The 21284-nt window shown below is 54.6% G+C and carries 15 protein-coding genes; 8 read left to right on the forward strand and 7 right to left on the reverse strand.

The features are described 5' to 3' along the window. Positions 1-15: 15 nt before the first annotated feature. The 4 genes from QQ91_RS04370 to QQ91_RS04385 form a co-directional block, all read right to left on the reverse strand. The gene (locus tag QQ91_RS04370; RefSeq protein WP_166280499.1) at positions 16-1143 is read right to left on the reverse strand and encodes a site-2 protease family protein; all 1128 of its coding nucleotides are present in this window, start codon (positions 1141-1143) and stop codon (positions 16-18) included. A 153-nt stretch (positions 1144-1296) separates the two neighbouring features. Next, positions 1297-3600, reverse strand: coding sequence for an ATP-dependent Clp protease ATP-binding subunit (locus tag QQ91_RS04375; protein WP_166280501.1), 2304 nt, complete (start codon positions 3598-3600; stop codon positions 1297-1299). A gap of 625 nt (positions 3601-4225) precedes the next feature. Then, positions 4226-5587 (reverse strand): M50 family metallopeptidase, encoded by a 1362-nt coding sequence (locus QQ91_RS04380; protein ID WP_250833255.1) that lies wholly within the window; start codon positions 5585-5587, stop codon positions 4226-4228. A gap of 425 nt (positions 5588-6012) precedes the next feature. Next, entirely contained in the window at positions 6013-6447 is a 435-nt protein-coding gene (locus QQ91_RS04385; protein WP_166280505.1) for a nuclear transport factor 2 family protein, read from the reverse strand. A gap of 362 nt (positions 6448-6809) precedes the next feature. Here QQ91_RS04385 and QQ91_RS04390 point away from each other — a divergent pair, with 362 nt between their 5' ends. From QQ91_RS04390 to QQ91_RS04410, 5 genes are all read left to right on the forward strand, one after another. Next, complete coding sequence (locus QQ91_RS04390) at positions 6810-7892, forward strand: SNF2-related protein (protein ID WP_236096069.1); 1083 nt, start codon at positions 6810-6812, stop codon at positions 7890-7892. Next, entirely contained in the window at positions 7861-8124 is a 264-nt protein-coding gene (locus QQ91_RS04395) for a hypothetical protein (RefSeq protein WP_166280507.1), read from the forward strand. The genes QQ91_RS04390 and QQ91_RS04395 overlap by 32 nt, the downstream gene beginning before the upstream one ends. 69 nt (positions 8125-8193) lie before the next feature. Further along, complete coding sequence (locus QQ91_RS04400; RefSeq protein WP_166280509.1) at positions 8194-8583, forward strand: hypothetical protein; 390 nt, start codon at positions 8194-8196, stop codon at positions 8581-8583. A gap of 328 nt (positions 8584-8911) precedes the next feature. After that, positions 8912-9217, forward strand: a complete 306-nt coding sequence (locus QQ91_RS04405) for a hypothetical protein (RefSeq protein ID WP_166280511.1) — start codon at positions 8912-8914, stop codon at positions 9215-9217. A 165-nt stretch (positions 9218-9382) separates the two neighbouring features. Beyond that, positions 9383-9679, forward strand: a complete 297-nt coding sequence (locus QQ91_RS04410; RefSeq protein WP_166280513.1) for a hypothetical protein — start codon at positions 9383-9385, stop codon at positions 9677-9679. 25 nt (positions 9680-9704) lie between these two features. Here QQ91_RS04410 and QQ91_RS04415 read toward each other — a convergent pair whose 3' ends face one another. Next, positions 9705-11252, reverse strand: a complete 1548-nt coding sequence (locus QQ91_RS04415; RefSeq protein WP_166280515.1) for an iron uptake porin — start codon at positions 11250-11252, stop codon at positions 9705-9707. Between the two features lie 627 nt (positions 11253-11879). Further along, positions 11880-12437 carry an SRPBCC family protein gene (locus QQ91_RS04420; protein WP_166280517.1) on the reverse strand — a complete coding sequence of 186 codons (558 nt, stop codon included), beginning with the start codon at positions 12435-12437 and terminating at the stop codon, positions 11880-11882. Between the two features lie 212 nt (positions 12438-12649). Here QQ91_RS04420 and QQ91_RS04425 point away from each other — a divergent pair, with 212 nt between their 5' ends. From QQ91_RS04425 to QQ91_RS04435, 3 genes are all read left to right on the forward strand, one after another. Continuing rightward, entirely contained in the window at positions 12650-14467 is a 1818-nt protein-coding gene (locus QQ91_RS04425) for an ABC transporter ATP-binding protein (protein WP_166280519.1), read from the forward strand. A gap of 234 nt (positions 14468-14701) precedes the next feature. After that, a complete protein-coding gene (locus QQ91_RS04430; RefSeq protein ID WP_201277321.1) occupies positions 14702-17470 on the forward strand; it encodes a hybrid sensor histidine kinase/response regulator in 2769 nt (922 codons plus the stop codon). An 11-nt stretch (positions 17471-17481) separates the two neighbouring features. Then, positions 17482-19359, forward strand: a complete 1878-nt coding sequence (locus tag QQ91_RS04435; RefSeq protein WP_166280521.1) for a two-component system response regulator — start codon at positions 17482-17484, stop codon at positions 19357-19359. Here the strand turns inward: QQ91_RS04435 and QQ91_RS04440 are convergent. Further along, positions 19356-21266 (reverse strand): SLC13 family permease, encoded by a 1911-nt coding sequence (locus tag QQ91_RS04440; protein WP_236096070.1) that lies wholly within the window; start codon positions 21264-21266, stop codon positions 19356-19358. The two genes, QQ91_RS04435 and QQ91_RS04440, sit on opposite strands and share 4 nt — an antisense overlap. Positions 21267-21284 lie beyond the last annotated feature (18 nt).

Here is a 21284-nt window from a genome sequence, read left to right on the forward strand (position 1 = left end):
ATTTTGGGGCCAACCCTAGGCCGGTTGAGACTGCTGCCGTTGTTGCAGTAGGCGAACAATGGCCGACTTCTCCAGGAGTCCGACGAGGGTGCCGTTATCCCGAATCACTGCTAGCGCCTGACTGCCTTGCTGTTCAAGCTGGCTCGCCACCTCTAGCAGGGATCGATCGGATCGAACCTGATTTTTCTGATCCATGGGCTTGAGGAAATCTTGAACCCGGTAATCAGCCCATTGCTGGGCTGGCAGGGTTTGCAGAACCGACAGGTCAACGGTGCCGATGAAGCGATGAAACTCATCTTCTACCAGAAATCGCTGCCACTGCTGCTTCTCGCGGGTCAGAACCGCCCGGTCAGCAAGATCACGCAGGGTACACTGGGCCTCGACGATGGGGCTTTGTTCACAAACCGCATCGGCAGCGGTGAGTCCCGCCAGGGCTTCCTGGATGGAGGCGGACTGGGCAGACTGTCCGGCATTTTGCAGCAGGAACCAGCCAATAATCAGACTCCAGACGCTTCCAAGATTTGAAATTCCCAAAATTGAGAGCAGTCCCAAGCCGATGGCGATCCAGCCGATGATCTGACCGAGGCGACTGGCCCAGCGAATTCCGCGGAACCGATTCCCAGTGGCCTTCCAAACCGCAGCTTTGAGAACATTGCCACCATCTAAGGGCAATCCAGGAATCATATTGAAGGCCGCCAACACCAGATTAATGTAGGCCAACAGTCCCACAATCGCGGCGGGAGGACCGCTCACCCAACCACTGAACGCCAGCAGCGACAGCAGCAAGAAAAGTCCCAGGCTGACCAGAGGGCCAGCGACCGCAATCCAAAAGGCACCGCCGGGGGTCTTCGCTTCCTCCTCAAGACTGGCCAATCCCCCAAACAAAAAGAGCGTAATTGAATTTACCTTGATGCCACGCTGCTGGGCAGCAAAGCTATGGCCCAGCTCATGCATCAATACCGATGCAAACAACAGAAGTCCCGCCCCCAGTCCCAACAGGAGGGCACTGCCGCCCAGACTGGGAAAGCGAGCCGCTAGTCCATTGCCAAAATTGAGCGTGACCAAGGCAAGGACAAAAAACCAGGATAGGTTGATGAAAAAGGGAATCCCAAACAGGCTTCCCACACGAAGATTGCCGTTCATACGGGTCTCCTTAATGGATTGGACAGGAATTTGGACAGGAATGGATTAGACCGGGAAGAAGCGTAGACACAGGATTGGCGGACCCTGACGGGGGCTCAGCTAATCTTATTGTAAAGAAATGTAAAGCTCACCCCCTCCACCTTTAGGGATAATTCAGGCCACCCCCACTGCCACTGGGGCGGGTTGGGGCCGCAGCCGAACTTGACGATGCTCATCGAGGTCCAGGCAAGCGGTTTCTCCCGGCTGAAGATCACCGGCCAGGATGGCCTCGGCCAGTGTGTCCTCTACGAGCTGGGTGATCGCCCGACGCATGGGCCTGGCACCATAGGCTGGGTCGTAACCCACCTGAATGAGTTGGTCTCGCAGGGCTGGGGTCACGGTTAGGTTCATGGATTGGGCTTGTAGGCGTTCGGCCACGTCTTGAATCAGGAGATCGGCAATGTGGCTAACCTGGTGGCGGGTGAGGGGCTGAAACACAACCACCTCATCCAGGCGGTTGAGAAACTCCGGACGAAAGGCTGCTTTCAGAGCATCCTGAACGCGATCGCAGATCCGCTGATACTGGGCTTGTGCGCCTGCGGCTAGCTCAAAGCCAAAGCCGCCTCCCTGCTTCTCAATGGCCCGAGCCCCCAGATTGGAAGTCAGGATAATCAACGTATTTTTGAAATTGACCGATCGCCCTTGGGAATCCGTCAACTGCCCCTCCTCTAGCAGCTGCAACAGGAGGTTGAACACATCCGGATGGGCTTTTTCAATTTCATCAAACAGCACAACGGTGTAGGGCCGACGGCGAACCGCTTCCGTGAGCTGGCCACCTTCCCCATAGCCCACATAGCCTGGCGGAGCACCGATTAATTTTGAAACCGCTTGGGGTTCCATATATTCGGACATATCTAAGCGCACCAAGGCCTCAGAGGACCCGAACAGACAGTGGGCGAGGGCTTTAGTCAGCTCGGTTTTACCCACCCCCGTCGGTCCACAAAAGATGAAGCTGCCCAGAGGACGAGTGGCACTTTGCAGTCCCACCCGGCCCCGCCGGATGGCCCTGGCAATGGAGGTCACGGCGGCGGTTTGGCCAACAATCCGCTCCTGGAGCCGATCTTCTAGAGCCAACAGCTGGGTGGATTCCGATTGAGTAAGCTGACCCACAGGAATCTGGGTCCAGGCTTCAAGCACCTGGGCAATCTCGGCCACCGTCACCTGAGGATTGATCGATCCTGTGGAGTCAGCCCGAAACCGAACCCGCGATCCGGCCTCATCAATTAAATCAATCGCCTTATCTGGAAGGGCGCGATCGGCAATGTAACGATCCGAGAGGCGGGCGGCTGCTTCCAAGGCCGCATCGGTGATCGAGAGCCGATGGTGGGCCTCGTAGGCCGGGCGCACGCCCTTGAGGATTTCGAAGGTTTCTGCCACCGAGGGCGCCTCCACCTGGATGGGCTGAAAGCGGCGCTCTAGAGCAGCATCTTTTTCAATATGCTGACGGTACTCCTCCAGGGTGGTGGCCCCGATGCATTGCAGATCGCCGCGGGCCAGAGCAGGCTTGAGCAGATTCGCCGCATCCATGCCTCCGGCCATGCTTCCCGTTCCCAAGAGAGTGTGGGCCTCATCGACCACCAGCATGATGTTTCCGGCGGCACGCACCTCGCTCACCAACTGCTTGAGGCGCTCTTCAAACTCACCTCGCATCCGGGTGCCAGCCACCAAGGCGGCCACATCCAGGCTCAGAACCCGGCGGTCGTAGAGGAGATCGGGAACCTCTCGATTCACGATGCGCTGGGCTAACCCCTCGGCGATCGCGGTTTTCCCCACACCGGGTGATCCCAACAGCATGGGGTTATTCTTGCGGCGGCGGCACAGAATCTGGACCAGCCGTTCAATCTCGCGATCGCGGCCCACCACCGGATCTAGCTTATTTTGGGCGGCTAGCTGGGTCAGATCACGGGTAAAATTGGCCAAAACCTTACCGCTGCGGGGAGCGGCCCCCCCCTCTGGTGTTCCACTCCCCGCGGGCACCGCCAGGCGTTCCTTAGCCGCTTCCACCAGGGTCTCCTCCATCTCCTGGAGATCAATGCCCAGCCTTTGCAAGGTCTGAGAGGCCGAGCTGCTGGCGTCGCGCACCATGGCCAACACCAGATGTTCCGGCCCTACCAGAGGTTGCTTTAGTTCCAAGGCGGCCTGAATGGACTGGTTCAGGATGGCCTGAGCCGCTGGCGTAAAGGGAATTTCTGCCTTGGCGTGCACCGGTCCTTTCCCTAACAGCTTTTCAACGGCAGATTGCACTGTTCGCAGGGTCACACCGGCACTGTGGAGGTAGGAAGAAACCACACTCTCGCCCTGGGCGATCGCACCCACCAGCATCAGTTCAGTCCCCACCATGGTTTGCCCCAGCTGACGGGCCTCCTGCTGGGCAATCATAATGGCTGCAATAGCCTGGTCATTAAATCGTTCAAACATCGTTCCGCTGCATCTCTAAAAGGGATCTAAAAGTCTCTAAAAAGGTCGCTCACTCAAGTTCCTAAACCAGTCTCTAAACGCTCGCTTTCCAGTGAGGCCCAGGGCAAAAGCCTTCCCCCATTCCCCCTAGCCATGGGGCTGCTCGCTGCCAAACTGATTCACCACGATTCCGATGGACCAAAACAGGAGCAGGAATGTAAACAGGGAGATCAAAATCATGTCCCCTCCTTTTGTTACAAAGTGTAAACTCTTCACTTCAGATATTAACGTAGCTAGAGCAGGCCGGGTGGGGGAGGTTAGCCGAACATCTAGGCATGATTACCTAAAAAATTGCGAATTGAGGACTTTTCCCTCTTGCTTTGGAGCATTAATCGGGATCAAGGTCTAATCACGCCTCAAGTCTGAATCATGGCTCAGGATGGCCGGTGCAGACATTTATGAGAAACAAAGGGGCGATGCCTTGCGCTCCAGGGGCGATCGCGGAAACAGGGTTTGGATCGACTTCGCCTCGCTGCTGTATCGGGAATGGTGCAACGGTCCCAGAGATGGCGGTCCCATGGAGGAAAGGTATCGGCTTGGCAGTGGGGAGGATGGGATCTATAGCCCAATTGCCCTCACCGGGGCCTTAGAACAGGGAGAGACATTGTTGCCAGAACAGGGCTAAGGACTGTCGATGCTGTTTGAATAGAAAGAAGCAATAGAGGCCCAGGATCAGGAACCAGCAAACCCCGCCCAGCAGATTATAGGTCTCAATAATTTGCTGATCGCTCCAGCCTCGGGTACTGAGAATGTTCATATCTCCCCCAGCGTGATCTTGGCCTCCCCAGAGCGATCCCCAGGGAATAGCGGCGGCGCCGCGATCAATCTCTTGCCAGTTCCACCAGGCGCCCCAAAAGGTAAAGGCAGATCCCAGCAGCACAGGATATCGATAGAAGTCCCACTTAAAATAGGCAGGCAAGTCAAAATAAAAACTCACCATCAGAAAGGCACTCAGGTAAAATTCGCCGCCAATGCCCCCGAAGGCCAACAACAGATCAAACCAGTCCTCAGGCATCATCCAGGTCATGAAAAACTGCAGGCCAGAAAATACAATCCCCAACCCCACTGGCCATCGCCGCTGCTCCCGATAGCCCGCCCAGATCAAGAGTCCAAACAGAATCAGCAAGCCAAGGTAGACAAACCAGGATTTCTGAGGTTCAACGTTTGTCCAGCCCAGGGGCAGAGGAATGGCCTTACGCCCGGAGAGCCATGCTACGGTGGCATGGCCAAATTCATGCACCCAAATCGTAATCCCCCGGAGCAGAAATTTCACGAGGGGTATGGCGTTCATCGCGATCGCCAGGCCCAGGGCAATGGGGAACACCCAAATCTGAGTGATGCGGCTCTCGAAGGAAAACAGGTTTTGATCCTCTCGATCCCTGCGTTGCCAGGCTTGAGGACCCGGAAGGGTATGACGCCAAAGGATTTTACCGGAGGGTTGTTTGGCCATACACTGAATGGCCGTGACGCCGTGAAAGGCCTCTAGATCGGGCAGAATCTCGCGGAGCATGGGCCAAAGTTTGGCGATCGCCTTTGCCGATCGTGGGGCCTGCCGGGCATCGAGGGTGAGAAGCAGACGTTGGCCCTGCCATTGCACCTGAGGATAACGAAGGCCCCGACCCATGAGCGCCTGTTCAAGCCGGGTCTCCGGGGGCAATTGTGGCGCGTCCAGTCCCTGCGCTGCGGGGTCCGTGGCTGGGGCCGGCCTGGGCGTCATCGTTTCAAAGGCCGGCATTTCTGGAGGATGGATCCTGAGATCTTCTTGCTCCAGAAACTGTTTGATCAAGGAGTAGGCTGCCTTGAGGTCTGGAATCTCTCCCCGCTGGTGGTTCTGAATTTTTTCCGCTCGGAGCTTGAAGTATGCAGCTTCGACTGTGGCGAGGGGGGCACCCAGGGGCAAGTGTAGCTGAGTATACGCATGCTCGATGCTGGAATTCAATTGAGACACTGGACCGCTCCAGAGCGCGATGATTTGCATGGACATCGGGACAGTTGGCTGTAGGCCACTGGGTCTGACCGGGCTGGGGTCTAACCCACTCCTGTGTTGATCATGCCCTCGTCAACCTCTACCCGTTCACACTCTCGCCCGATTGCTTCACGCCGGAACTGAAGGTCCCCCGAAGGAATTGAACTCGCAAACCGCAACCATTGCTGCCCTGGGAAAGCTCAAATTTCCACCTTGACCAACGATTGAACCAATTCAAGCGCCTGCCTTTGCAAGAGCTGAGGCATCACCGTCCACGGTTCAACTTGTTAGAGGCGGAAACGTCTTTCCAGACTCTGCATCCGCCCCCTGCCCCCAAGTTATCGCCCCGAGGGGCATTCAAGGAAGGGGGGTGCGGGCAATCGGTTTAATACTTCTCAAAAAACCTCTTAGGCAAAATCCACCAGATTTATCCCCAAGGAGTTCTTGCCTTTGTAAGCGAGCCAATGGCGATGAGTATCGAGTCTGTGACCATACTTTATTACCTGACCTTTTGTATTGAAATGCCAGATATGTGTTTCATCTTCCTCAATAATTTTTATTCCTGTCGCTTTTACCGTGAGTTCTACGTCAATGAGAGCAACAACGATATTGCCATTCTCAAAGAACACCTTTGGCTCAAACTTATGGAGATCAAATTGCTTAAGAGACTCAAAAAAATTCGATACGTTGGTTTTACCATTCTGAAGTTGCAGCCACGGGACCTCAGTCTTAGAAATGCCGTATTCCCACTCCACAGAATCCGCAAGATGTTCAAGAATAGCAGGAATATCGCCGCGACCAAAGGCCGCATAGATCTGTTGAACTGTTGTAATATTTCCCATCACGACCCTCCCTGTTTCTCTCAGGTCTCATCCAGAAACAACCCGCCTCAAAGTTAATCTTGCAAGACTGCTTTGGTAGCATTGAAGCGATACGGCCCAGATCCCTGAGGTCTTGTTACTGAGAAACTAACCTAGCCACAATCCACAACCTCACTGTTTCTGCAATACGTCTTTATAATTCTTTTATTTCTCGGAAAAAGAAAGAGCGCTTTGAGCAAAATAAGACAGATTGATCATAGAGAATCCATCTTAGGCTAAATATCTTTCCTTAACAACCACGTGTTATCGTATTCTCCATAAAAAGGCGGGGTTGATTCAGAGGGTTAGCACGAGGATGTTGATTCGACCAAAGGGTTTAGGCGATGGACGTTCATAAACCGATCCAAATCCCCCGCGAAGGTATGCTGGCAAGCGTTCGCAATCGCCGAGCCCTCGTCGCCGACGTCAGTCCCTATTGTTCTGAAGGAGAGGGACAGATCCATTGGGTTCGTCTTGAATACATGGATGCGGATGGTTCTGATGTTGACGATTTGATTTGGGAGCGAGAAGTCAGCTGTAGCTTGTTGGAGCCAACAGCATTACCGCCAGTAGAGCGATCAGGTCCAATGTCTGGGCATGAATTTGATGCTTTGCAGCGTGCTACGCGGTGGGCCGCCCTCTCTCCATGTTTAGGGCTTGGGGATAACTCTAACGCTTCAATTGCGATTTTTGCATCACCTTGCTTCGGAGCGATGCAGGTGGAGGACTTTCAACTGGTTCCCCTTCCGAAGGCTGTACGGATGCCTCGGATCTCTCTGATGCTGGCAGATGACGTGGGGCTGGGGAAAACGGTTGAGGCCGGTCTCATTTTATCGGAACTATTGCTCCGCCGACGGATTCGAAGAGTTCTGATCCTTTGTCCGGCGGCTCTACGCAAGCAGTGGCAACAGGAAATGCAGGATAAATTTGCCCTGTCGTTCGATGTGATCGATCGATCCCAGACCCACGCTCTGCAAAAACGTTTGGGTCTTGATGCAAACCCCTGGCGGACCTTCCCAAGAATTGTGACCTCTTACCATTACCTCCGTCAGCCCGACGTTTTGGAGCAATTTCGCTCAGCTTGTCAGCAGCCAGAGGGCACTGCGCAACTGCCATGGGATTTGCTAATTGTGGATGAGGCCCACAATCTGATGCCCTCGAATTTTGGAGAAGACAGCGATCTCTCGAAAATGCTCCGGGCGATCGCCCCTTGGTTTGAACACAAGCTATTCCTGAGTGCGACGCCCCATAACGGTCATACGCGCTGCTTTTCAGGGCTGCTCGAACAGCTAGATCCGGTGCGTTTCACCCAGACCAGTGACTTTACGCCAGCGATGCGGCAGCGGATTCAGGAGGTGGTAGTGCGGCGGTTGAAGCGGGAGATTAATGCACTAGATGAACACTACCCAACTTCGCCAAATCATTGACCACTATCTCGACCAACTCTCCAGCGATCGCCTCCGTCTCGTGGTCGATTTCATTTCATTTCTGGTGCAGAAAGAGCATCGGGAACAACCCAACACAAATGATGAGGACACCAACGACTATCGACCCCCCAACAGAGGCTCACTCCTCCGTCACACGATGACCTGGCAAGGAGACGACTTTGAAGACTGCCTCCAAACCGTCTATGAAACCCGCTCTCAAATTCAAGCCTAAGGACCTCCAATCTTGCATTTGTCCAGCAATGGGCACGGGAAATTCAGATTCAGCCCGAAGAGTTGGTGAATGCGATCGCCTCACTCCTCGATTACAGTCGACGCAACTATTTGCTGCTCGATCGGGAAGGACGCCTGTTTTCCAAATTCTGGCGTGAAGGAGATTTTGAAATTCAACGAGGGTATATGCCTCTCTTACTCCGAGCAGCAGGAACTCGCTAATGTCTTGAAAGACTGCCTTCCAACCCAAATCAAGCATTACCTCTTCGAACCCCATAGTTTTGTGCGGACAACGCCATTAGCTGTCAGTGATTTAACGCAAGTGATTCAGACTCATGGCAAGCTCTTATACGAACATCTCAAGGTCGCTTTTGCGGAGAGTTGGCCGGAAGCTGATCAAAGTGCTGTGGCCGAGGACGAACTAAAAGAGGCGATCGCCAGTATGGGCGAGAACCGATAGCCCAAGTGATTCAAAGACTTTGGCGACGCCTTCAATGGGCCTTGAAACAACAGGACCGTTTGAACAACCTGAGAACTCAAAAGGGAACCCTTGATCCAGAAGAAGACGCCCTCTTTTTACGATGCGATCTCCTCATAAAATCACTCAAACGATCAGGCCAAAATGGCAAAGGTCTTTTATCGTCTTGGACGAACCTTGCTCGGTAAGGTGAAAGCCACAAAAATTCGCGATCAGACCCACTGGTTCCACGATGCAATTGAAAGTTCAACCGCTTGCTAGGGTAGATTAAGACTTGACACCTCCTTGTAGGAATTGTCCGGATACCGCTATGCTTTGGTTTTTGCTCTTTGGCCTTCTGGGCTATTTCATTTACAAGGTCTACAGATTCTACTGGTTCCGATCGCTGCAGCAAAAAATCATCCGGTTTAAAGGAAAACCCTACAAACAGCTCTCCAAGGCCAATCAAAAAAAATTGCGCGGCTTCGTCGAAGCCGCCCTCAATGCTGACCTGCTCCTGGATGATGACACCAACAAAATCGTCGGCGAAGTTTACAACGACATCCAGCAAGAAGCGTTTTACCGCCAAGGCGGCTTCGGATTGCACGAGATTAGTCGCGACCGCAGCGATCGCTGATCCCAGATTGCGTCCCCGCCCGTCCCTGATCGACCCTGAGCGATGAGCAGGAACAATCTCCCCTCCGATAGAGAGCCCCCATCTCCCTCTTAGCAGACCTCAGCCCCCCCGCGATCGCCTAGGCTAGAGGATAGATTTAGAGTCTAGCCACCACCCTGGTAAACCATGCAATCCTCCCTCTTTGATACCCTGTTTCGAGACGACCAAGGCAACATCGTCATTGGCCAACCTCCCAATGCCTCCCTTTTGACCTGGATCGGCGCAAGCTTGCTGCAGTGGGTGTTTCCCCAGGAACCCCTCCACAGCCTGATGAAAATTGTTGCCCTCGCCGCCATTCTCCTTTGGGCAACCCAGGAACTGTTAACCGGCGTCAATTATTTTCGCCGGGGTTTAGGCGGCCTGGTACTCATCAGCGTGGTAGGGTGGCAGCTAGAACAAGCCCTAGAGCAAATGCTTCCCTAGGGCAGAGACACCCAGCCTTCCCTTGTTAAAACGAAAAGGTCGTTCTTAAGACACCCTGAATTAAGGTGTTGGTATTGACATTTTGGGGATCCACAATCACCATCACTCCCGGAGAAATCGTAACGTTGTCATTCACCGGAATCCGATAAAATCCTTCAAAATTAGTCTGATCAGGCTGCGCACCAGGGGCAATAAATGGCTGCCCCGCAGCCACCGATAGCATGGACCCCGGCACCAGCAAATCGGCAATGCCAATGCCAGCCATCCAGGTTTGAATGTTGTTATTGGCCGGAAACAAATCCACATTGGCCAGCTGAGGATCCAGGGAGATCCCGTAGCGACCAAAAATCCCAAATTTGCCGAAAGTCGCCTCTGCATTCACACCCAGCACATTCTGCTCCACCGCCGGGGCAAGGGAGTCGATGTGAGCATATTGAAGTCGCAGCGCGAAATTATTCCTGCCACCGGCAAATGCGTTCGCATATTCCACCTCAAAAACAGCCTGGTGTGGATCGTTGAACAAACCATTTTGTCCTCCCACATCCACAGCCCTATCGGCTTGGGAGGCCACATACCCACCGCGAAGGCTCACCGGCCCGCCATTCACATTCCAGTTAAAACCAAAGCCAGCCCCTCCAGGGTCATCAATGGCATCGTTAATCACCAAGGCATTATTGATAAAAAACCCGGAATTAAAATCTACGCCTGGATCGTTGGCATAGCTATTCCCATCGATAAAGTCACTGGGATAGACCACAGCCCCCACCGTCAGCGAGAGATCTTTAACCGGACTAAACTCGTAGGCTAAACGGTCAAGTTCAACAGCCGTTCCCGTATCTCGATATTCAATAGCCCCCAGATTCACAATCCCATCTAGCCCCGCAGGCAGCGGAGCCGGATTGACCCCAAAGGTATCAAAAAAATCTCCAAAGAAGTCATTTCCACCGTTCCCCGTCAACAGCGCAACCTGCAGCAAATCCTCCCCCGTGAAGCTAGTGTTGAAGGTTAGCCCCACCTCCGAGAGCACCGAAACCCGGCTCGGACTGGGAGCCGCATTATTGATCTGATCCCCAAACTGAGCCGTGAGAATCACTGAGCCCTCCAGCTTAGTGGTCGTAGAAAACTGCTGAGCCTCAAGGGTCGCCGTGCGGGCCTCCAAACCGTCCACCCGTCCTCGCAGCGTTGCCAACTCCGCAGCAAATTCCTCCTGAAGGGCGCGCAGGGCGGCTAAATCTTCCTGGGTAGCAAACTGATCGCTAATATTATCCAAACAGGCATTAACCAGGGCCGCGAGTTCATAGCGAGTGGCCGCACGATTCCCGCGAAAGGTGCCGTCCGGATAGCCCGCAACACAGCCATATCGCTCTACCAAAGACTGGACCGCCTGAAAGGCCCAGTCAGTCGGCTGCACATCCGACAATTGAGAAACAGAAGTCACAACCCCAAGGCTGCTGTCCTGCTCATCCTTGATCAAGCGATCCACCGCAGTGGGGGCAGAAACTTGAGCCAGAGCACCTGGCGCCACGCCCAGGGCAAACAAGGGCACCCCAGCCCAAAGCAAAACTTTACGCATATCCACGCCTCACAGTTAGGACAAAAGAAACCTGACTTCTCTTCGCGGCCAAGGCGGCCTGATTCAGGAATCGAGCAAGCATACACAAAGATTTCTGTAGGCTTGCTCTCAATCAAGGCACTACTTTACCGCGATAATGATAATCATTCCATAAAAATTACCCAACCGCTCTCCCAAGGTCAGTGAATCATCAAATTAAGTGGTAAATATTTTCAATAAGATGGATCCCCATCTCCATCACCATACCGGAGACAGGTTCCCCACCACCCCCATTCGAAATCAGAAAATCAGGGGAGTTTTCTCGTTTCCCCGACTGTCACTAACTTTCGGTTCACTCTTCATCCTTCAGCGTCTTAGCGCACATAGCGTTTTAGCGCATAGACCGATTATTCGCGTTTACTCAATCTCAAGACTTGCAAACTTAGTGGCTTTCTATTTAGAATCTGTTGCAATTGCTAAAGGGATGACCGGCGAGAAGCTTACCCACAAAGACCGTGATCCTGCGGAGGCACCTGCCCCATTACCGCCCACCTTGGAGGCCAATGCCCTCCGTCGAGCCCATTTCATACCAGATTCCAGGGAGGGACGAGTTTCCCAAGGGTCACCAGGGGACTGACCCCTCTGGATTCAAGCGCTCATCCCGTACAGCTCGTCTAGCCGCTGCCGAATGGCCTGTAGGTTATTGGGTAAATCCTTAGAGAGCCGCTGCTCCACCGCGATGACTGGCATGGTTCGCTTGGGCCACACCTTTACGGTATAGGTCAGCTCTGTGACTTCTTGGGCATTCTCCGTTGTGCGAGGGCACAGCTGCCAGTTGCCAGTAAATCCTTTGAAGTCCCCCTCGACCATATCAAACTTAAGCTGCTCGGGATATTTTTCCTCCATATCCAGCACAACTCGCGCCGAAAACTTCAGCATCAAGGCGCTCTGGGCACCCACTTGCTCAATCCTAACCCCTCCCTCTGGATGCTCTAGCCGGGCACTACGCTCAAGATTGGGAATAAACTCCGAGAGCGCTTCGTAATCCGTCAGCACCTCCCAAACTTGCTCTGCTCGATAGGGAAGCTGAATTCGTGCCTTAATTTGTCGCTGCCGATGCTCAATCCGCTCGACATGAACCTCAACAGCATCGCTGCCTTGAGATGGTTGGACAGGGTTTTGGAGAGGGGTATCAGTCACAGTCATGACGGAATTAGTTCTCTACTAGATAGGATGGTTGCTCTCACCTTTAAAGTTCCCCATTGACCCAGCGAACGAAATGACCTGCATCACGGTTAGTCATGATCCGGCAACCGCGAACAGCCTTTAAGATAGCGACAGAGGTAGATAGGAAACACATTTATTTGCTTTTATTGACATATTGTAACATTAGGCCCATCTGCGCAAGCCTTGAATTCATGCCAAGTTCTTCGACTGCTTCTTCTCGGCAGGCCAGCCGTCGCTCCCATCCCCTCTGGCGACTCGCCGCCTACGGCCGTCCCTATCGTCGCCAGTTTTGGCTGGCCTCGCTTTGTTCTGTCCTGAATAAAATTTTTGACCTGGCGCCACCGGTGTTAATTGGCACCGCCGTGGATATTGTGGTTCAGCGGCAAGATTCCATCTTGGGCCGACTGGGGCTGGCGGATGTGACTCAGCAGCTTTTGGTGCTAGGGGGCCTCTCCTTGGTGATTTGGGGCCTAGAGTCTGTATTTGAATATGCCTATGCACGACTGTGGCGCAACTTGGCCCAAACCGTGCAGCACCATTTGCGTCTTGATGCCTATGCCCACCTGCAAAATCTAGATTTGGCCTTTTTTGAAGACCAGAGCACAGGGGGGTTAATGTCAATACTCAGCGACGATATTAACCAGCTGGAGCGATTTCTAGATGGCGGGGCCAATGAGCTGCTGCATTTGCTGACGACGATCGTCGTGATTGGCGGTGCATTTTTTATTCTCTCTCCCCAGGTGGCCTGGATGGCCGTCTTACCCATGCCCTTTATTATCTGGGGGGCGATCGCCTTTCAGAAGCTGCTGGCCCCTCGCTATGCGCGGGTTCGCGAGGCGGTAAGCCTGCTCAACGGTCGGCTCTCCAACAACTTGAGTGGCATTACAACCATCAAAAGCTTTGTGGCCGAGGACTATGAGCGAGAGCAGGTGCGCCGCGAAAGCGAAGTCTATCGGCAGGCCAATCACCAGGCCATCGCCCTGAGCGCAGCCTTTATCCCGGTGATTCGCATTTTAATTTTGCTCGCCTTTGTGGCAGCCATCATCCTGGGAGGCCAGGAGGTCATCGCCGAACGGCTGGCGGTGGGCACCTATAGCGTCATGATTTTTCTTACCCAGCGATTGCTCTGGCCCCTTACCCGCATGGGAGATACCCTCGATCACTATCAGCGTGCCATGGCGTCCATTACGCGCTGCATGAATTTGCTTGATACCCCCATCACGATTCATCCGGGGCACCAGTCCTTACCCTTTAGTGCCGTGCGGGGCGAAGTGAACCTGGATCACGTCTCCTTTGCCTACGCCTCCGGCCAGAGCGTCATTCATGATCTCTCGCTCCGCATTCCGGCCGGGGCCACCATTGCCATTGTGGGGGCGACCGGATCGGGAAAAAGCACCTTAGTCAAGCTGCTGCTGCGCCTTTACGAAATTCAGTCTGGAGTCATCACCCTTGATGGGGTCGATATCCAGTCCTACCGACTTCCAGATTTACGCCGGGCCATCGGTCTGGTGAGTCAGGAGGTGTTTCTATTCCATGGAACCGTCCGTGAAAACATTGCCTACGGTAGCTTCAATGCCTCCATGGAGGAGGTCCAGGCGGCGGCCCGCAACGCTGAGGCCCATGCCTTCATTGAACAACTACCCCACGGGTATGACACGATGATTGGTGAACGCGGCCAGAAGCTTTCCGGCGGACAACGGCAGCGGATTGCCATTGCTCGGGCACTGCTGAAGAATCCCCCTATTTTGATCCTGGATGAGGCCACCTCGGCGGTCGATAACGAAACCGAGGCCGCCATCCAGCGATCGCTCGATCGCATTACCCAAAACCGGACCACCCTAGCCATTGCCCATCGCCTGTCCACCATTCGCCATGCCGACTGTATCTACGTCATGGACCAAGGTCGCCTGGTGGAGCAGGGCCAACACGAGGCACTGTTAGCCCAACAAGGGCTCTATGCTCAGCTCTGGCAGGTTCAGACCGGTCTACGATCCCTGGCCAGCCGCTAGGCTGTTCAGGCCAGTGTCCCGTATTTTCGCTGAAGGCAAAGTCATGCGTTCAAACTAGGGTAAAAAAGGCAGATCGAGCGCTATCCAGGCTGATGTTGCCCCGGAAAGCCCAGTCAATCTCCTTGGAAGGATGGGCAATCTAGGTCTAGTGTCCCCCTGTCTTCATCCATAGATTACGCGGTGTTTATTCAGTCGCCCCGATCACGCCTGCCGTTGCAATTTTCAGGAATCCCCTTGCGAGTCATCTGGGTGGTTCCCTTCGTGCTACAGTTGGCTGCTGCCGTGGGGATTACTGGATATCTCTCCTTTCGCCACGGGCAAAACGCCATAGATAACTTAGCCCAACAGCTCCAGCAGCAGGCCAGTAGTCGGGTGCAGCGCCGGCTCGATAGCTACCTGGAACTGCCCATCGACCTCCTCCAGACCAATGCCGATGCCCTTGATCTCGGTCTCCTGGATTTATACAACTACGAAACTAACGGCCAGTTTTTTTGGCGTCAGCTCCGAGCCTTTGAGGAGGTCGGCTATTTGTCCTACGTCCTCACCAGTGGGGAATATGTGGGCGCTGGACGCTGGCTCGAGCAGCAAAGCTTGACCATTGATGAAACTTCAGCCAATACGGGCTGGAAAGCCCATACCTACGCCACCGATGCCCAGGGAAATCGCACCCAGATGGTGGACGATACAGATTACGATCCCTTTTCCGAGTCCTGGTATCAGGAAACCTTGGCAGCCCAGGGGCCAATCTGGAATGAAGTGTATCCCTGGGATGGGTTTCCCCACATTCAATCCATTGCCTACAGCCGCCCCATCTGGGGAGAAAATCAGAAAATTATTGGTATCTTGAGCGTTGATCTGCTGCTGACGGGCATCAGCGATTTTTTGCGCCAGATTCCACTGAGCCCATCGGCCAAAATTCTGGTGCTGGAGCGTGATGGCAATCTCATTGCCAGTTCCACGGATGTGCCCCTGTCCCGCCTGGTCAAGGGCGAAGCGCAGCGGGTCAACATTGCTCAGAGCGGAGATGCCACCCTTGAGAGCGCCATACAGGCCATTCGGACAAAATTTGGCAGCCTGGAAACCCTGAACACGACGCAGCAACTTAAGTTTTCTCAGGCCGGAGATCCCCACTATGCTCAAATCGCCCCCTGGTCCGATGGCCAGGGGCTGGACTGGTTGGTGCTGGTAACAGTACCTGAATCCGACTTTATGGCCGAAATCAATGCCAACACCTGGTTAACCGTTTACCTGTGCCTGGTGGCCTTGGGCGGCGCAATCATCCTGGGAATGCTGACCTCTCGCTGGATGACCCTGCCCATTTTGCGGCTCCGACGAGCGAGTCAGGCGATCGCAGAGGGGCAGCTCGATCAGTCGGTCCCCAGCAGTGTCATCCAGGAAATTAACGCCCTTGCCCAGGTCTTTAACGCCATGGCGGGCCAGCTTAAAACCTCCTTTTCGGCCCTGGAGCAGATGAATAATGAACTGGAAACCCGCGTCAAGACCCGCACGGCCCAGTTGGAAGTGGCCAAGGAAGCGGCCGACAGCGCCAACCAGGCCAAAAGCGAATTTTTAGCCAACATGAGTCATGAGCTACGCACACCGCTCAATGGCATCCTTGGCTATGCCCAAATTCTACGGCGGGACAAATCGCTCACGCCGCAGCACCTAGACGGGGTTAACACCATTTACCAATGCGGGAGTCATCTGCTCACCCTCATCAATGATGTCCTGGATCTGGCCAAGATTGAAGCCCAAAAAATTGAGCTCTCTCCCAGTCCAGTTGAGCTGATGCCCTTTCTCCAGGGTGTGCGAGAAATTTGTCGGATCAAAGCAGAACAAAAGGAAATTAGCCTCACCTTTGAGATCGACCCCCATCTACCGCAGATCATTTCCACCGACCCCAAGCGATTGCGTCAGGTATTGATTAACTTGCTGGGCAATGCCATCAAGTTTACTGACCAAGGGGAGGTTCTGTTTCGCGTCCGCTCTCTTAGGGCCAACGCCCCCGACCCAGCATCAACCGCTGCCGTTGAAGCTGTCGCGGTGGCCTCCCCCCTTCACCCGGTGCGCTTTGAGATTCAAGACACCGGCGTTGGCATGGATCCCCATCAGATCGACAGTATCTTTCTACCCTTTGAGCAGGTGGGAGACGACCAGAGCAAAACCGAAGGCACCGGGCTAGGTCTGGCCATCAGCAGCCAAATTATCCAGATGATGGGATCTACCATTCAGGTGCGCAGCCAGGTGGGACAGGGCAGCACCTTCTGGTTTGATCTAGACCTGCCCGAGGAAACCACCGGGCCAGAAGAATCCCCGGTCCCCTCCCTGGAAATCATTGGGTATGAAGGCCCCCAGCGATCGCTGCTGATCGTGGACGATCGCTGGGAAAATCGCGCCGTGATTAAACATCTGCTGGAGCCTTTAGGCTTTAGAGTCCTGGAGGCCGATCAGGGGCAAGCGGGACTAGCGCAAGTGGAGCGGCATCACCCCGACTTGATCATCACCGACCTGAAGATGCCGGTGATGGACGGGTTCGAGATGACCCAGCAAATCCGCAAGCGGGCCGAATTTGAGCAGATCTGCATCATTGCATCTTCCGCCAGCGTGTTTAGTTTCGATCGCCAGCAAAGCCGCGAGGCTGGCTGTAACGACTTTCTGACCAAGCCCGTGGAATTGTCCAACCTGCTAGATCTGCTCCAGGATTACCTGGGATTAACCTGGTGTTATACCCAGGAGCAGGCCGGGCAGTCCCAGGTCTCCCCCACCTGCGCGGACCCAGGGGCCGGTGATCAAGGCACTCTTTCCACGATGCCGCCTCCCGAAGAGATCCAAGCCCTTTACCAGGCGGCAAAGGCTGGGTATATCGCAGATATCCAGGCCGAAGCGCACCGATTGAAGGCGCTGAACCCTCAATACCATGCCTTTGCCCGGCAAGTTTTGCTGTTGGCGGCTGATTTTGAGGATGAAGCCATTGTTTCGCTCCTAAAACCCTATCTTGCCTGATTGAATGTTCTATGCCGCCGTCACCTGCTTCACCGTCTATTCTCATTGTTGATGATCAACCGGCCAATATTAAGGTTTTGTTTGAACTGCTCCAGCAGGAGGGGTTCCGGATCTCTGTGGCCAAAAGCGGCGAAAGCGCACTGATGAAGGCCCAGGAGACATCACCGGACTTGATTTTGCTAGACATCATGATGCCGGGGATGAATGGCTACGAAACCTGTGCCAAGCTGAAGGATCATCCGCTGACCCAGGGAACGCCAGTGATTTTTCTCAGTGCCCTCGACCAAGCGATTAACAAAGTAACGGCCTTTTCCATTGGCGGCGCAGATTACATTACCAAGCCCTTTCAAGCGGAGGAAGTACTGGCCCGCGTCCGCCATCAACTGGCACTGCGGTGGGCCCAGGCAGAAATTGTCTCGCTCAATGCCACGCTGGAAGCTCGCATCCAAGAGCGAACGGCGCAGCTGCTGGAATTGAATCAGACCCTGGCGGCAGAAATTGTCGAACGCAAGCGCGTGGAGGATGCGCTGCGGCATAGCGCCCTCCATGATGCCCTCACCACCCTGCCGAATCGGGTCCTGTTCACCGAGCACCTGGAAATGGCGCAACAGCGGGCAAAGCGATCGCCGGATTATCAATTTGCGGTTTTATTTATTGATCTCGATCGATTTAAATACATCAACGACAGTTTAGGGCACCATGCTGGCGATCAGCTCCTGATTCAGGTGGCCGATCGTCTGCGCAATCTGGTGCGAGGGCATGACATTCTGGCCCGCCTCGGCGGTGACGAATTTATCATTTTGCTCGATCAGATCCTGCATCTAGAGGAAGCAAAGCAGGTGGCCGATCGCATCGTGCAGGCCTTCCAGCAGCCCTTTCAGCTCAATGAACACCCGGTAACCACCACCGCTAGCGTCGGCGTCGCGTTGAGTTCAGCCCTGGAAGATCAAGGCATTGATCTGCTGCGCAATGCGGATATTGCCATGTACCGGGCCAAGGGCAGTGGCAAGGGCCGACTCGAAATCTTTGACCAGCAAATGTATCTGCAAACCCTGGCCCGACATCAATTGGAGAAGGATTTACGACGGGCCGTGGAACAGCAAGAGTTTTCCCTGGATTATCAGCCCATCTTTGCCTTAGCCAACCGGGAAATTTGTGGCTTCGAAGCCCTGATTCGCTGGTCTCATCCGCAGCGGGGCCGGATTTCTCCCGAGGCCTTCATCCCTATGGCAGAGGAAATTGGCCTGATCGTACCGCTCGGAGCCTGGGCCCTGCAGCAAGCCTGTCAACAATTGGCGCAGTGGCAATCGCAATGCCCAGCCGCAGCCTCACTGTACGTCAGCGTGAATCTCTCCATGGCCCAGTTGCGAGAGGCAAGTTTTATGACGACGATTGATCAAGCACTGGCCCAGAGCGGCATTCTTCCCTCCTGTCTGCAGCTCGAGCTCACGGAAAGCATGCTCATGGATGGATCTGAGGCGCTGGTGACGCTCCTGCAGGGGTGGGCAGACGATGGCATCCGCCTGAGTATTGATGATTTTGGCACCGGATATTCAAGCTTGAGCTATCTGCATCGATTTCCCGTTCATTCCATTAAGGTGGATCAGTCCTTTGTGAATTCCATGCTGCAACAGCGGGAAAAACGCAAGATTGTGGAAACCATTATTCATCTGGCGCATCAGCTGGGCATTGAGGCGATCGCCGAGGGCATTGAAAGCGTAGCCCAGCTCGACTATTTAAAACTCCTGAACTGTGAGAAAGGGCAAGGGTACAGCCTGTCGAAACCCCTGCCCAGCGACGCCGCTGAGCTGCTGATCACAGAGCATTTTGTCCCCTCTCCCTCAGCGACTCTGGAGATTGGGGGGCCTGCCAGCAGCGTCCTCCCCTAGAAGGGGTAAACCAGCGGCGTAATCGCAACGGTCACTATTCCGTAGATCAGGTTCAGGGGCACTCCAATCCGCAAAAAGTCCGTGAACTTATACCCCCCTGGACCATAGACCATCAGGTTTGTTTGATAGCCAATCGGCGTTGCAAAGCTAGCAGAGGCCGCAATCATGATCGCAATCACGAAGGGCAGGTCACTGACATTCAGCTGCTTCGCCAGGGCCAGGGAAATTGGAAAAATCAACGCAGCGGCGGCATTGTTGGTAATCACCTCCGTCAACACCGTGGTGACCGCATAAAGGGCCGCCAACACCAGCCAGGGATTATCGCCCGCCAGGGCAATCACCCGATGGGCGATCGCCGCCGCCGCCCCCGTGGATTCCAGGGCCGCTCCCAGGGCCAGAGCGGCTCCAATCACCAGCAACACCGACCATTCAATACTGCGGATCGCCTGCCGGGGGGAACAGCAGCCAAGGACCAGCATGCCAATGGCCGCCAGGGTAGCCGCCTGCAGCATGCTCATCCAGCCCAGAGCGGCCACAATCACCATCGCCAGGGTAAATCCAAAAGCCCAGGGCGATCGATCGTGGCGCATCGGTTCAGAGTTCGGAATGCTGCTTACCAAATAAAAATCGCGAGAAATCCGGCGCTCGCGCACAAATGAAGGCGACGCCTCCAAGAGCAGCGTATCCCCCGGATCCAGCCTGATATCGCCAATTTTCCCCATCAGGCGATCGCCGTTGCGGGCCACCGCCACCACCACCGCATTGTACTGGCTGCGAAATCGACTCTCTCGAATGGTCTGACCAATCAGCGGACAGGTATTCGACACCACCGCCTCAATCAAACAGCGATCGGTGCGGGGTTCCTCAAGCTTGAAAACCTGATCCGTGGCTGGCTCTAGACCGCGAATGCGCTGCAAATCTAAAATCGAATCCACAACCCCCACAAACAGAAGTTGGTCATCGCCCTGGAGTACCTGCTGCGGACCAATGGCCGGGAGCAATTGATCTCCCCGGCGCACTTCAGCCAGATACAGATGGGGCAGATGCCGCAATCCGGCTTTTTCAATGCTTTTCCCCACAATCGGGCTCTCCGGGACAACCCGCATTTCCACCGTGTACTGGCGTAAATCATCGGTATCACTCAGCGCCGCCTTGCGTTCCGGCAGTAGCCAGCGTTGGGCAACCAGTAAAAACACAAAGCCCACCATCCCGCAGGGAATTCCCACCCAGGCAATATCTAAGAGCTTCAGACCCGGACCTTGAGTGGCATCCATCAGCAAACCATTGACCACCAAATTGGTACTGGTACCGATCAGGGTAAACAGTCCCCCAAAAATCGCGGCATAGCTGAGGGGCAACATCAGCTTAGATGGACTAAACCGGAGTTTGCGGCACCAGTCATCCACCACCGGAATAAACATGGCAACCACAGGCGTGTTGTTCAAGAAGGCGCTGATTCCCATCACCGGCAACATCAGCCGCACCAGCGCCCGAGATTCAGTCTTTGGCATGCCCAACACCTGCTGCGACACCCACACCAGGGCACCGGTCTGCTGCAGCCCTGTGACCACGATATACAAAACCGCCACCGTAATCATGCCGGAGTTGCTAAACCCAGATAAGGCGGTCTTTTCGTCGAGCACTCCGGTTAAAAACAGCACCGCTGCGGCCCCTAAAAACACGATCTCAGCCGGTAGCGGCGTCAGGGCATTTCCCAGAAAAGCCATCAGCGTCACCGCGATAGACAGCCAGGCCTGCCAGTTCATCCCAGTCAGCCAGGAAAAAGAACCGGCTTGAGCGGCGGCGATCGCCAAACCGACCCCCGCGCCTAGCCCCATCAGCACCACAAAGACGGCCCCGCGTTGACCCAGCCAGCGTTGGTTTCGGGGGAAGTGTGCCCTGCGCATTTTGATCTCCTCATTCCT

This window comes from Lyngbya confervoides BDU141951, assembly GCF_000817775.3.
In the GTDB taxonomy this organism is placed as follows: Bacteria; Cyanobacteriota; Cyanobacteriia; order Thermosynechococcales; family Thermosynechococcaceae; genus Lyngbya; species Lyngbya confervoides.

Coding starts and splice junctions, on each gene's coding strand:
- QQ91_RS04370 (WP_166280499.1), bottom strand. CDS start 1,143: ATGAACGGCAATCTTCGTGTGGGAAGCCTGTTTGGGATTCCCTTTTTC.
- QQ91_RS04375 (WP_166280501.1), bottom strand. CDS start 3,600: ATGTTTGAACGATTTAATGACCAGGCTATTGCAGCCATTATGATTGCC.
- QQ91_RS04385 (WP_166280505.1), bottom strand. CDS start 6,447: ATGGGAAATATTACAACAGTTCAACAGATCTATGCGGCCTTTGGTCGC.
- QQ91_RS04390 (WP_236096069.1), top strand. CDS start 6,810: ATGGACGTTCATAAACCGATCCAAATCCCCCGCGAAGGTATGCTGGCA.
- QQ91_RS04395 (WP_166280507.1), top strand. CDS start 7,861: ATGAACACTACCCAACTTCGCCAAATCATTGACCACTATCTCGACCAA.
- QQ91_RS04400 (WP_166280509.1), top strand. CDS start 8,194: ATGCGATCGCCTCACTCCTCGATTACAGTCGACGCAACTATTTGCTGC.
- QQ91_RS04405 (WP_166280511.1), top strand. CDS start 8,912: ATGCTTTGGTTTTTGCTCTTTGGCCTTCTGGGCTATTTCATTTACAAG.
- QQ91_RS04410 (WP_166280513.1), top strand. CDS start 9,383: ATGCAATCCTCCCTCTTTGATACCCTGTTTCGAGACGACCAAGGCAAC.
- QQ91_RS04415 (WP_166280515.1), bottom strand. CDS start 11,252: ATGCGTAAAGTTTTGCTTTGGGCTGGGGTGCCCTTGTTTGCCCTGGGC.
- QQ91_RS04420 (WP_166280517.1), bottom strand. CDS start 12,437: ATGACTGTGACTGATACCCCTCTCCAAAACCCTGTCCAACCATCTCAA.
- QQ91_RS04425 (WP_166280519.1), top strand. CDS start 12,650: ATGCCAAGTTCTTCGACTGCTTCTTCTCGGCAGGCCAGCCGTCGCTCC.
- QQ91_RS04435 (WP_166280521.1), top strand. CDS start 17,482: ATGCCGCCGTCACCTGCTTCACCGTCTATTCTCATTGTTGATGATCAA.
- QQ91_RS04440 (WP_236096070.1), bottom strand. CDS start 21,266: ATGCGCAGGGCACACTTCCCCCGAAACCAACGCTGGCTGGGTCAACGC.